Source organism: Alcaligenes sp. YSL9 (assembly GCF_030515105.1).
Taxonomy (GTDB): domain Bacteria; phylum Pseudomonadota; class Gammaproteobacteria; order Burkholderiales; family Burkholderiaceae_B; genus Alcaligenes; species Alcaligenes phenolicus.
On sequence record NZ_JALXJU010000003.1, the window covers coordinates 513005 to 526240 of the forward strand.

The window sequence follows — 13236 nt, forward strand, 5'->3', positions numbered from 1 at the left end:
GCCGTGAGCATGTCGCGTATCTTTATCCTGCGCCCGGTGGCTACCACCTTGGCGATGGTGGCCTTGCTGGTGTCCGGCTTGCTGGCCTATCGCATGTTGCCCGTAGCCGCTTTGCCGCAGGTGGATTACCCCACTATTCAGGTGGTCACGCTCTATCCGGGCGCTAGCCCGGATGTAGTGGCGGCCTTGATCACTTCACCGCTGGAGCGGCGCTTCGGCAGCATGTCGGGCCTGTCGCAGATGATTTCGTCCAGCTCGGGCGGGGCATCGCGCATTACCTTGCAGTTTGATTTGGGCTTGCCACTGGATGTGGCCGAGCAAGAGGTGCAGGCGGCGATTAATGCCGCCTCCAATATGCTGCCCAATGATTTGCCTGCACCGCCTATCTATAACAAGGTCAATCCGGCTGATACCCCGGTTATTTCTTTGGCGGTGACTTCCCCCAATATGCCCCTGCACGAGGTGCGCGACCTGATTGATGTGCGGGTTGCACAAAAACTCTCGCAGGTGACGGGTGTCGGACTGGTCAGCATTGCGGGTGGTCAGGAACCAGCCATGCGCATTCAGGCTGATCCCAACGCCTTGGCCGTCCGCAATCTGACCTTAAGTCACCTGCGGCAGGCGGTGGTCGCGGCCAACGTGAACCAACCCAAAGGCAATCTGGATGGGCCTCAGCGTTCCACCAGCATCGGTGCCAATGAACAACTGAAAACGGTACAGGATTATGAAAATCTGATCGTCAGCTACAAGGACGGTGCTGCCGTGCGTCTGGGCGAACTGGCCAAGGTGGTGCGGGATGCGCAGGATGTGCGTCAGGCCGCCTGGATGGGGACTGTGCCTGCGATCTTGCTGAATATTCAGCGTCAGCCTGGCGCCAACGTCATTGATGTAGTGGACCAGATTCAAAGCCTGCTGCCCGAGATACGCCGTTCCTTGCCGGTCGGTGTGGATGTGGAAGTCGCCACGGACCGCACCCAGACCATTCGGGACTCGGTTGACCATGTGCAAAAGGAAATGATGCTGGCCATTGTGCTGGTGGTACTGGTGACTTTTGTGTTCCTGCGCACCTGGACGGCTACGCTGATTCCCAGCGTTGTCGTGCCTATCTCCCTGATCGCCACCTTTGCCATCATGCTGATGTGGGGATTCAGTATCAATAACCTGACCCTGATGGCCTTGACGGTTGCCACCGGCTTTGTGGTTGATGATGCGATCGTGATGATCGAGAACATCGCCCGCTATATCGAAAAGGGCGAAACCGCCTTGCAGGCCGCTTTGAAGGGCGCGGCGCAAATTGGCTTTACCCTGCTGTCACTGACCATCTCCCTGATCGCAGTGCTGATTCCGTTGCTGTTCATGAGTGATGTCATCGGCCGTTTGTTCCGTGAGTTTGCCATTACCCTGGCCGTCGCCATCCTGCTGTCCCTGTTCATTTCGCTGACGCTCACGCCCATGATGTGTGCGCGTATGCTCAAGTCCGAGGACGAGCGCCAGTATGGCCGTTTCACGACCTGGTTGGGCGATCAGATGGACCGCATCATTGCGGCTTACGACCGTGGCCTGATTGTGGTGCTGCGCCACCAGACGCTGACCTTGTGGGTAGCTCTGGGCACAGTGGTGTTGACGGGCCTGCTGTACGTGATCGTCCCCAAAGGCTTTTTCCCACAACAGGATACCGGCCTGATTCAGGCGATTACCCAAGGACCGCAAACCGCGTCGTTCCGCGCTATGGGGAATTTGCAGCAGCAAGCCGTTGCGATTGTGCTGGAAGATCCGGATGTGGAAGCCGTCACGTCCTTTATCGGGGTAGATGGCACGAACGCCACCTTGAACAATGGCCGTCTGCAAATTGCTTTGAAGCCCATTGGTTCAGGCCGGGCCAGCGCCAATGAAATCATGGCCAGGCTCGATGAGCGTCTGAAAGATATTCCCGGTTTGTCGGTTTACCAACAGTCCATTCAGGAGCTGACGGTAGACGATCAGATCAGCCGTAATGTGTACCAGATGGCCTTGTCGGACCCGGAAACAGAGGTGCTGACGACCTGGATGCCGCGTTGGCTGGATGCCGTCAACGCCTTGCCGCAGATTAAAGATGCATCCATGAGCCTGCAAAACGATGGCCTGCAAGTGCTGCTGGATATAGACCGGGATGCGGCAGCCCGTGTGGGCGTGACCAAGGCAAATATCGATGATGCACTGTACGACGCGTTCGGACAGCGTTTGATCTCCACGATCTACACGCAGTCTGCCCAGTACCGTGTCGTGCTGGAGGTCAAGGATCAATATCGCCAAGGCCCGCAGGATCTGGAAAATATTCATGTAATGACAGCGGCAGGTACACCTGTGCCGATTACTTCCCTGGCGCGCATTCAACTGGTTCCCACAACGCTATCGGTAGAGCGCTTGGGACAGTTCCCGTCCGTGAACGTGTCCTTTGACCTGGCTGATGGCTACTCCTTGTCCGACGCCATTGAAGCCATTGAAACCGTGCCCGACCAGATCGGTATGCCATCCTCGGTGGATACCCGCTACCTGGGTGCCGCCAAGGCCTTCCATGCCTCTTTGTCCAGCACGCTGTGGCTGATGTTGGCCGCCGTGCTGACCATGTACATCGTGCTGGGTGTTTTGTATGAAAGCTATATCCACCCCATCACCATTTTGTCGACCCTGCCTTCGGCTGCCATCGGGGCGTTGCTGGCCTTGCTGTTAGCCGGGCGGGATCTGGACATGGTGGGGGTGATCGGGATCATCCTGCTGATTGGTATCGTGAAAAAGAACGCCATCATGATGATCGACTTCGCCCTGGAGGCGCAGCGCGAGCAGGGCATGAAACCGCAAGAGGCCATTCATCAAGCCGCCTTGCTGCGTTTCCGCCCCATTTTGATGACGACTCTGGCGGCCTTGTTCAGTGCTATCCCTTTGATGCTGGCTACCGGCTCTGGCGCAGAGCTGCGCCAGCCCTTGGGACTGGTCATGGTGGGTGGGCTATTGGCTAGCCAAGTGCTGACCTTGTTCACGACTCCCGTGATCTATCTGTTTTTTGACCGCTTTACCCGTAATGGCGCCAAGTCGGTACGCGAGTCGACATGAAACGCTTGTTAGGGCTGTTTATCTTCCGGCCAGTGGGCTCCAGCCTGCTGGCACTGGCGATGGTCTTGGTGGGCGCATTGGCCTTGCGGCTCTTGCCCGTGGCGTCTTTGCCGGAAATGGATTTTCCGGTGATTGCGATTTCGGCCAATTTGCCCGGTGCCAGCCCTGAAACCATGGCTTCCAGTGTGGCCACGCCACTGGAGCAGGCTTTAGGTTCTATTGCCGGGGTGTCGGAAATGAGCTCTCGCAGCAGCGAGGGTTCCACCCAGATCATGCTGGTATTTGAACTGGACCGAGATATTGAAGGGGCTGCACGCGATGTGCAGGCCGCTATCAACCAGGCCCGGCCCATGTTGCCTTCGGGCATGTCCAGCGTGCCCACCTACGAGAAGGTCAACCCGTCGTCCATGCCTATCATGGTGCTGGCGCTGACCTCGCAGACGGCAAACAAGGCCCAGCTGTTTGATATGGCCAGCGGCATTGTGCAGCAGAAGCTGGCACAGATTCCGGGCGTGGGTTCGGTAGACGTGGGCGGTGGCTCCTTGCCAGCGGTACGGGTGGGATTGAATCCCAAGGCATTGGCCTCGGCTGGCATTGCGCTGGACGATGTGCGTTCGGTGATCAATAACGCCAACAGTTTGCGTCCTAATGGCTACCTGGAAAGTGAGCAGGGCCAGTGGCAGATCAACTCGGGCAAGCAGTACAACCAGGCACGGTTTTTTGACCCCTTGATTCTGAAGAATCAGGACGGGCAGGTTATCCGTTTGGGAGATGTGGCCAAGGTCGAGGACTCTGTTGAGAACATTCACAGCATGGGTTACTGGAATAACCAGGAAGCGGTGCTGTTGATTGTGCGTCGTCAGGCGGGCGCCAATATTATCGAGACGGTCAATACCATTCGTGAACGCCTGGCTGGTATCGAGGAAATGCTGCCCAGCCAGGCGCAATTGACAGTGGCTCAGGATCGTACGCCCAGTATTCGCGCCACGCTGGAAGAGGCTCAACTGACACTGATTATTGCGGTGGCCCTGGTGGTGCTGGTGGTCTTGCTGTTCCTGCGAAACTGGCGCGCTGCTTTAATTCCGGCCATTGCCGTTCCGGCGTCCTTGATCAGTACCTTTGCCTTCATGCATTTGTTCGGCTTTACGCTGAACACCATTTCCCTGATGGCCCTGATTGTCGCTACCGGATTTGTGGTGGATGACGCCATCGTGGTGCTGGAAAGCATTATGCGTTACCTGGAAAAAGGCTTGTCCCCTATGCGGGCAGCCTTGCGCGGGACGCGGGAGGTGGGCTTTACCGTCACAGCCATGAGCTTGTCGTTAGTGGCCGTGTTCATTCCCTTGTGGTTGATCGGGGGGCTGGCGGGGCGCTTGTTCATGGAGTTTGCCGTCACCTTGTGTACCGCCGTGCTGGTGTCCCTGGTGATCTCCTTGATGCTGACTCCCATGATGTCATCGCGCCTGCTGCGTCCTGGGCCGCAAGAGCATGAGTCCACCAACCCTATCAGCCGCTTTTTGGGCTGGATAGGCAGTGTCAGCTGGCGTGGCTACCGTCGTTCATTGGGGTGGGCGCTCAAGCACCATCGACTGATGTTGTTCTCCTTGTTCGTCACAATTGGCCTGAATGTGTACCTCTACGCCGTGGTGCCCAAGGGACTGTTCCCGCAGCAGGATACTGGCCAGTTGATGGGTTTTTTCCGGGTCGACAGGGGAACCTCCTTCCAGTCCATGGTGCCCAAGCTGGAATACTTCCGTTCCATCCTGAATCAGGACCCGGACATTCGTTCGGTGGCCGTGTTTGCCGGTGGCCGCAGTGGCAGCACTTCGTCCTTTATTCTGGTTGAACTCAAGCCTATGGACGAGCGCAAGGCCAGCACGACGGATATTGTGAATCGTCTGCGCGAGCCTTTATCTACCACGCCGGGGGCGCGCATGTTCATGGTGCCGCAGCAGGATATTCCGGTCGGTAGCGGGGGCGGTGGGCGCAGTGGCTCTTACGACTATTCCTTGCTGGGCAGTGATCTGGAGCTGTTGAAAACCTGGTTGCCCAAGGTTCAGCAAGCCATGGCTGAATTGCCAGAGCTGGTGGACGTGGACACTGGCACGGACGATAAGGCAGGCCTGGTCCAGCTGGAAATTGACCGCGATATGGCCACGCGCCTGGGCATTGATATGTCCATGGTGGCGGGGACCTTGAATAACTCCTTTTCCCAGCGTCAGGTTTCCACGATTTTTGGCCGCTTGAACCAGTATTACGTAGTCATGGAAGTGGAGCCGCGTTTTGCGCAGGATCTGGAGTCTCTGAAGGAAATCGAGGTCGTTGCCAAAGACGGCACCCGCGTTCCTTTGTCTGCCTTTACGCGCTTTACGACCGGCACCGCGCCGCGCAGCATTAACCATATGGGTTTGCTGGTGGCCGAGTCTGTGTCCTTCGGTTTGGCCGAAGGCGTCACCCTCAGTCAGGCAACGGCGGCCATTGAGCAGGCCATGGCTCGTATTCAGCTTCCTACACGCGAGATCCAGGCCGGGTTTGAAGGTAATACGGCGCAGATGCTCGATGCCCTGGCCAAGCAACCCATGATGTTCCTGGCCGCCTTGGTGGCTTTGTATATCGTGCTGGGGATGTTGTACGAGAGCTATATGCACCCGCTCACCATTCTGTCCACTTTGCCTTCGGCTGGGATTGGGGCATTGCTGGCCCTGATGATGACCAGTGGCGAGTTCAACCTGATTGCCATGATCGGGGTGTTCTTGCTGATTGGTATCGTCAAGAAGAACGCCATCATGATGGTGGATTACGCCTTGCAAATGGAGCGTGAGCGCGGCATGGGTTCGCGTGAAGCTATTTACGAAGCCTGCTTGGTGCGATTCCGCCCCATCATGATGACGACCTTGTCCGCCATTTTTGGTGCTATTCCTTTGATTCTGGCCTCCGGGCCGGGCGTGGAAATGCGCCAGCCCTTGGGCGTCACCATTGTGGGTGGTTTGGTGCTCAGTCAAATCCTGACCTTGTACACCACGCCGGTGGTTTATCTTTATCTGGATCGTTTGCGCCATCGCTTCATGCGCCGCAAGAACCAGACAACTTTGAATATATAAGCTGATATGCCTACTTCTAACGCCATGATTCTTCCGCGCTTCGCACTGGCTGGGATGGTGCTGCTCCTGTCCGCATGTGCTGTTGGCCCTGATTATCAGCGGCCCGAAGCGCCGGTGGGCGAGCACTTCAGGGAAGAGGTACGGTCCACGGCCTGGAAGCAGGCCGAACCGGCTGATTTGAAAGACCGCGGCCCCTGGTGGGAGAGCTTCAACGATGGCGTGCTCAACACCCTGATGCAAAGCCTGAACGAGCAGAACTTCACTTTGCAGCAGGCACAGGCACGCGTTCGTCAGGCGCAGGCCACCCTGTCCAACACGCGTTCGACCCAGTTCCCGCAAGTAGGCAGTTCGGTCGGCACGACAAGGCGTGGCAGTGGGTCGGGTGATACCAGCCAAAGCAGCAGCGCCTATGACGCCAGCATCACGGTGAATTGGGAAGTGGACTTGTGGGGGCGGATTCGCCGTCAGGTAGAAGCAGGTGATGCTGGCCTGCAAGCCAGTGCTGCGGATATGGCTGCTACACGCTTGAGCCTGCAGTCTCAATTGGCACAGACTTATTTGCAGTACCGCAGTGTGGAGTCCAGCGAGCGAGTGCTGGATGAAACCGTGGCCGCGTACGAGCGTTCTTTGCAAATCAATCAGAATCGCCTGGACGCCGGGTTTTCGGCACCGGGAGATGTGGCTGCAGCCTTAAGCCAGCTAGAGGGGGCTCGCACCCAGCGCTTGGCCTTGAATCGCGAGAAGGCCACCTACCTGCATGCGATGGCTGTGTTGGTAGGCCGCGCACCTTCCCAGTTTGAGGTGGTGCCTCATGCGCCCTGGCCTGTTGCTCCGGATATTCCGGTGGGTCTGCCATCCAGTTTGCTGGAACGTCGCCCCGATGTGGCCCGTGCCGAGCGTCGCATGGCGCAGGCCAATGCCCAGATTGGTGTGGCCAAGGCTGCCTGGTTTCCCAGTCTGAGCCTGAAGGCCAGTGGAGGGTTCAGCAGCAGTGATCTTAGCGAATGGCTGACGGCACCCGCGCGTGTCTGGTCCCTGGGCCCAGCCTTTGCCCTGACTTTGCTGGATTTTGGGGCACGCCGTGCGCAAGTCGAGCAGGCCGAGGCCAGCTATGACGAACAATTGGCTGCCTACCGTCAGACGGTGCTGGATGCGTTGAAGGAAGTGGAAGATGCCTTGTCTGAACGCAATGGCCTGGAGCTGGAGCAAGCCAGCCAGGCGCGTTCTCTGGCCGCGGCACGCGAATCCCTGCGGCTGACGCGCAATCAGTTTGATGCTGGTCTGGTGGATTTCCTGAGTCTGGCACAAACCCAGGCTACGGCGCTGTCGGCCGAGCGGCAGGCTTTGGACCTGGAGTCTCAACGCCTGCGGGCGGCGGTCAAACTGATGGTGGCCTTGGGCGGTGGCTGGGATGTGACGACAGGTCTGAATCCCGAAGAGTCTAAAGCGCTAGAAACTGATTCTGCCGCTAAAACAGAATAGGCCTGACCTGACCTGACCTGATTCGATTTGATCCGATCTGCTCTGATCCAAGTTTGGTTTGGCTTCTTGGCGCTGGTTTTAGCAGTTTCACCGTGCTCTCCGGCCTGGGGCTGGACCGGAGCTGTGCCCGTATGGACCAAGCAAAGATTGAACCACATCCCAAGCTTGGGGCTGCAGTTTGCTTGCTTGTAGTTCAATAGCGGCTCATTCCTTGCTTGATAGTGCGCGGAAACCGCCTCAGTCCTGGTCCATCCAGGCATACAGCCCGTCAACCCATTCCTCGCCGTCGGCCAAGCCCAGGGTGGCGTGGATCTCTTCAGCCCGCTGGTACAAGTCATCAAAATCAATTTGCGGCGGGTCAGCAAAGGCCAGGGCAACCAGATTGCCATCATGGGTTTCAGGTAACCAGACCACGGCCGGGAAACTCTCTTGCAGCGCATGCAGATTGCGCGCATGGACCAGTTCCGAGCCCAGCAAATTCACCGTTAACAGTCCTTGTGGCCCCAGAGCCTTGCGGCAGGCCTGATAGAAAGCTGCGCTTTCCAGGGCAGGGTGTTCGGCCTGGTCGGAGTACACATCAATTTGCAGCACATCCAGCTCGCCGTAGACGGCATCCAGATAGTCCAGCGCGTCTACCGTGTGCACGTTCAGGCGTTCGTCGTCGGGCGGCAGATTGAATAGCAGGCGACTGGCCTGCACCACTTCCGGGTTGATTTCCACGGCGTCGATGCGCGCCTGGGGGAAATGCTGGTAGCAAAAGCGCGTCAGGCTACCTGCGCCCAGGCCCAGTTGGGCAATACGGCGCGGATCGGTCTGGAACAAGGTCCAGATCATCATTTGACGAATGTAGTGCAGCTCTAGCTGATCGGGAGCATCCAGGCGCATCGCACCCTGCACCCAGGCAGAGCCCAGGTGCAGGTAGCGTACGCCTTCGTGTTCCGAAATAGTGACGTGTGGCGTCATGCCGGGTCGTTGTCCAGCATGTGGCGTATACCGGCAATACCGTGTGCACCGTGGTTGCGGGCGTCAGCCAAGGTCTTGGCCGATTGTCCGCCTATGGCAAACACAGGTAGTCCAGCCTGTTCCGCCAGGCTGGCGAAACGGGCCCAGCCCATGCCGGGATCGCCGGGATGGGAGGAGGTTTCCAGGACATGGCCCAGAACCAGAAAGTCCGCCTGGATTTTGCGGGCTATTTCAATATCACTTTCATTGTGCGTGGACATGCCGATCAGGCCTTTGCTGATTGCGGGAAATGTCGTCAGGGTGTCGTGGCATTTCGCGGACAGGGCTTGGGCGTCGCTGGCGCGCAAATGCACACCATCGGCATGGTCCCACCAGCTCTCGGGGTGCAGGCTATTGACCAGGCAGCGCGCTTGGTAGCGCTGGCACAGGTTCACAACTTGCAGGAACGCTTGGTGCAAATGGAATTCGGCATCGGGCCGGGCAGCCCAGGCTGGCTCACGAAACTGGACCAAGGCCGGGCCTTGTTGCAGGGCTTGTTCCAGTTGTTCCAGATAGGCGGGTAAGCGGGCCGGCTCGTCGATGTTGGTAATCAGATAGCGTTCGGGCAGTTGCAGCCATTTAAGCGGCGGTTCGGTAGCAGGCAGTACAGGGCCGACTTCCAAAGGACCTTTAGGGTTGACCCAGGCAAGCTCTTGGCCTTCCAGGCACTGGGGTTCGCCTTCCCATTCCCGCACCAGGCAGAAAGAGAGTTTGACGAAATTCTTGGGGTATTCGTGTGTATAGGTAACCCAGGGGTGTGCGTGGGTGGTTTCAATGCCGAGTTCTTCGCGCAGTTCCCGTACCAGCGCCTGTATGACGCTCTCGCCCGCCTCAATCTTGCCGCCTGGCAGTTCCCACCAGCCCGGCCAGGGTTTATCGGCTGGGCGTTTTCCCAGTAGCACTTGGCCGTGTTGGTTCAGTAAAACGCCAACGGCCACTTCCAACGTGGGTTTAGACATGTCTAGCGGTCCAATCTCTAGCAAATTGACGTGCTACCCGGCCGGAGCGAGAGCCACGTTCCAGAGCCCATTGCAAGGCTTCCATACGCGAGCTTTCAATGTGTTCTGCAGGGCAACCCAAAGCGCCAAGCCAGTAATACACAATGTCCAGGTAGTCGTCTTGTTTAAAGGGGTAAAACGACAACCATAGTCCAAAGCGCTCGGACAGGGATACCTTTTCTTCAACGGCTTCACCAGGGTGGATCTCGCCGTCTGCAGACGTGGAGGCACTCAGGTTCTCTTTCATGTACTCGGGCATCAGGTGACGTCGATTGGACGTGGCGTAGATCAGTACATTGTCGCCAGGGGAGGCCAGCGAGCCGTCCAGCACGGATTTAAGCGCCTTGTAACCGGCTTCACCTTCTTCAAAGGACAGGTCGTCGCTGAAGATGATGAAGTGTTCGGGGCGGGTGCTGATCAGGTCAATGATGTAGCCCAGGTCGCCCAGATCGGATTTGTCCACTTCGATCAGACGCAGGCCCTGATCGGCAAATTTGGCCAGCATGGCTTTGACCAGCGAGCTTTTGCCCGTACCGCGAGCACCTGTCATCAAGACGTTATTGGCCGGTTTGCCTGCCAGGAAATGGCGGGTGTTGCGCTCAATAATGCCCTTTTGGCGTTCGATATGATGCAGGTCTTCGGTCTGGATGGTGGCTACGTGCTGGACACCTTCAAGCCAGCCGCGCGAACCATTGGTACGCCAGCGAAAAGCAATGGAATCCCAGTTGATGGGGGGTGGAGCAGGGGGCAGCCAGGCTTCCAGTTGAGCGAGAACCCGCTCGGCCCGGCTGATCAGGGTACTAAGGTCTTGCGAACTCAAGACAGTCTCCGTTTCAGGTTGAAATGCTTATTATCGCTAATTTGGCCCCTTTTTCTGTGATCACTGTTGTGCTTGACGCGTAACAATAGGCCCAAAGCGATTCAAAATCGTATAATCATCAAGTTACGGTTGGCCGATAGCGGCCCCCTCCCTTACTCGTCCGGAATTCTGTTTTGAACCTGTCCACCCTGATTGAACCTATTGCCGACGACATGAAGGCTCTTGATGTCGTCATTCGTGAGCGCTTGAATTCGGATGTGGTGCTGATACGCACAATCGGCGAATACATCGTTAGTGCTGGCGGCAAGCGCATGCGTCCTGCGCTGCTGTTGCTGGTAGCCCGCGCGCTGGCTTATCAGGGGAGCACGCACCATCTGTTGGCAGGTGTGGTGGAGTTCATCCACACCGCCACCTTGCTGCACGACGATGTGGTCGATGAATCCGATATGCGACGCGGTCGCCACACGGCCAATGCGGTCTACGGTAATGCCGCCAGCGTGCTGGTTGGCGACTACCTGTACTCGCGCTCCTTCGAGATGATGGTGCAGTCGAACTCCATGCCGGCCATGGCCGTGCTGTCGGCAGCCACCACGGTGATCGCCGAAGGCGAGGTCTTGCAGCTGCTGAACGTACACGACCCGGACGTTTCCCTGGAACGTTATCTGCAAGTCGTACGCTACAAGACAGCCAAGCTGTTTGAAGCGGCGGCGCAAGTGGGGGCGATTGTGGCCGGTGCTTCGCCTGAAATGGAAGAAGCCATGGCCGCCTATGGCCGCCACCTGGGTACCGCCTTCCAATTGGTCGACGACGTGCTCGATTACACCGGTGATGCCCAGGCCTTGGGCAAGAACGTGGGTGACGATCTGCGCGAAGGCAAACCCACCATGCCACTGATCCGTGTCATGGAAGTTGGCACACCCGAGCAGGTTCAGCTGATCAAGTCGGCCATTGAAACCGGTGATGCGGATTTTGCCGCTGTTGCACAGGCTATCGAGCAAACCGATGCTTTGGCCTATACCCGTGAAGCGGCCAAGGCAGAAGCCCAGCTGGCTGTTCAGGCCTTGGCTGATGTTCCCGAGAGCGAATTCAAGCAGGTATTACTGAGCTTGTGCGCGTTTTCCATCGAGCGCGACCGCTAAGTCTCCAGCCTTTCTCAACCCGCCACATGGCGGGTTTTTTTGTAATAAAGCGGGCCGATTCAGGGAAATTGGCGTCATTAGGCGCCTGTTCATGTTATTTTTCTCGGTTTTACTACGCTGTTGGTGGTCATGCCTTTGTCCCACAAGGACGAAGTAGCGACGATAGACATGCCTATTTGAACAAATTGGTTTGAAGCCTCTGTCAGACACAAAGGTGCAGGCCCCTTATTCCAAAGATGTAAGGAACGGATAGATGAACATTCAGCTCGATATCGCGCAAACGGTAGGTTTGGCGGCTGTCTTTCTCGTGCTGGGAGAATATATAAAGAATCGCGTTGCTGTATTGGCCCGCTATTTCATTCCCAGCCCCATTATCGGCGGATTGATTTTTGCCCTGATTGCCTTGGTTGGACATCAGACCGGCTCGTTCAACTTTACGTTTAACGACGATATACGCAATTTCTTGCTGATGGCCTTTTTCACGACCATCGGTTTTTCAGCCAGCTTCGAGTTGCTGAAAAAGGGTGGTCTGGCCGTTGCTTTGTTCCTGGGCTGCGCGGTTGTCCTGATTATTTTGCAGAACGTGATGGGCGTGACCTTGGCGACCCTCATGGACGCTAACCCCTTGCTGGGTCTGGCCGCCGGTTCGATCTCCATGACGGGTGGCCACGGTACTTCTGCTGCCTTTGGCCCGATGTTGGAGAACGCCGGCGCTGTCGGTGCTTTGCCCGCTGCCATTGCGGCTTCGACCTGGGGGCTGGTGATGGGTTGTGTCATCGGCGGCCCCTTGGGCAAGCGCTTGATGAAAAAATACAATATCGACGGTCCTGCTCCACACCGTCGTCATCGTCGTCAGCATGAGGGTGCAGATGCGCCTCATGTGGTGGAAACCACGGTTAAGGAAACCGTTAAGGTTGACGATGGTGGCTTTGAAATGCCGGTTTACGCCGTAGTCCTGTTGTCCATCGCGATTGGGGTGGGCAGTGTCATCATTGAATGGTTGGGCGAGCGCGGCATTGTGTTGCCAGCCTACCTGGGCTCCATGCTGGTGGCAGCCATCATCCGTAATGTGATCGACTGGCGTCGTTATCGCTTGCCGGAAAAAGAGTTTGAAACCATGGGCAATGTGTCCCTGGCTTTCTTCCTGGTCATGGCGCTGATGGTGATGAAGCTGTGGGAGCTGGCTGAAGTAGCGGGCCCGCTGTTGATCATCCTGATCGCCCAGACGGTGCTGATGTTCTTCTTTGCCAGCTACGTGACTTTCAAGGTCATGGGCAAGGACTACGATGCTGTGGTGATGTCGGCTGGTCATTGTGGTTTTGGTATGGGCGCAACGCCTAACGCCATGGCGAATATGCAGGCCTTTACGGAAGACAATGGTCCATCACGCAAGGCCTTCTTTGTAATCCCGCTGGTGGGCTCCTTGTTCATCGACTTCTTCAATGCCGTGATCATTACCGGTTTTGTGAATTTTCTGACTTAAGTACCGAGAAGTGGGCGCAATCAGCAATATCGCGGCCCTTGTCAGACAGCCCCTTGGATCGATATCCGGTCCCAGGGGCTTTCTTTTTACCTGTGTTGTTGAATCGTGAATCTTGGATCGC

At 57.2% G+C, this 13236-nt stretch carries 8 protein-coding genes; 5 read left to right on the forward strand and 3 right to left on the reverse strand.

Going from position 1 to position 13236, the window contains the following annotated elements; all coding sequences use genetic code 11:
- The first annotated feature begins 3 nt into the window (after window positions 1–3).
- From M2Q46_RS14975 to M2Q46_RS14985, 3 genes are read left to right on the forward strand one after another with little or no spacing between them, the layout of a single operon-like run.
- Window positions 4–3090 carry a multidrug efflux RND transporter permease subunit gene (locus M2Q46_RS14975; RefSeq protein ID WP_302357585.1) on the forward strand — a complete coding sequence of 1029 codons (3087 nt, stop codon included), beginning with the start codon at window positions 4–6 and terminating at the stop codon, window positions 3088–3090.
- Window positions 3087–6191 carry an efflux RND transporter permease subunit gene (locus M2Q46_RS14980; protein WP_035270387.1) on the forward strand — a complete coding sequence of 1035 codons (3105 nt, stop codon included), beginning with the start codon at window positions 3087–3089 and terminating at the stop codon, window positions 6189–6191. The genes M2Q46_RS14975 and M2Q46_RS14980 overlap by 4 nt, the downstream gene beginning before the upstream one ends.
- A gap of 6 nt (window positions 6192–6197) precedes the next feature.
- Window positions 6198–7673 carry an efflux transporter outer membrane subunit gene (locus M2Q46_RS14985; protein WP_254002289.1) on the forward strand — a complete coding sequence of 492 codons (1476 nt, stop codon included), beginning with the start codon at window positions 6198–6200 and terminating at the stop codon, window positions 7671–7673.
- Between the two features lie 237 nt (window positions 7674–7910).
- Here M2Q46_RS14985 and M2Q46_RS14990 read toward each other — a convergent pair whose 3' ends face one another.
- From M2Q46_RS14990 to M2Q46_RS15000, 3 genes are read right to left on the reverse strand one after another with little or no spacing between them, the layout of a single operon-like run.
- On the reverse strand, window positions 7911–8636 hold the full coding sequence (locus M2Q46_RS14990; RefSeq protein ID WP_022983621.1) for a hypothetical protein: 726 nt from the start codon (window positions 8634–8636) through the stop codon (window positions 7911–7913).
- Window positions 8633–9634 (reverse strand): Nudix family hydrolase, encoded by a 1002-nt coding sequence (locus M2Q46_RS14995; RefSeq protein ID WP_083054679.1) that lies wholly within the window; start codon window positions 9632–9634, stop codon window positions 8633–8635. Before M2Q46_RS14995 ends, M2Q46_RS14990 begins: the two co-directional genes overlap by 4 nt.
- Window positions 9627–10493, reverse strand: coding sequence for an ATP-binding protein (locus M2Q46_RS15000; RefSeq protein ID WP_009458756.1), 867 nt, complete (start codon window positions 10491–10493; stop codon window positions 9627–9629). Before M2Q46_RS15000 ends, M2Q46_RS14995 begins: the two co-directional genes overlap by 8 nt.
- A gap of 173 nt (window positions 10494–10666) precedes the next feature.
- Here M2Q46_RS15000 and ispB point away from each other — a divergent pair, with 173 nt between their 5' ends.
- Both ispB and gltS read left to right on the forward strand, forming a co-directional pair.
- A complete protein-coding gene (gene ispB, locus M2Q46_RS15005; RefSeq protein WP_009458758.1) occupies window positions 10667–11632 on the forward strand; it encodes an octaprenyl diphosphate synthase in 966 nt (321 codons plus the stop codon).
- Window positions 11633–11885: 253 nt separating this feature from the next.
- Complete coding sequence (gene gltS / locus M2Q46_RS15010; RefSeq protein ID WP_035270394.1) at window positions 11886–13115, forward strand: sodium/glutamate symporter; 1230 nt, start codon at window positions 11886–11888, stop codon at window positions 13113–13115.
- The last annotated feature ends 121 nt before the right edge of the window (window positions 13116–13236 follow it).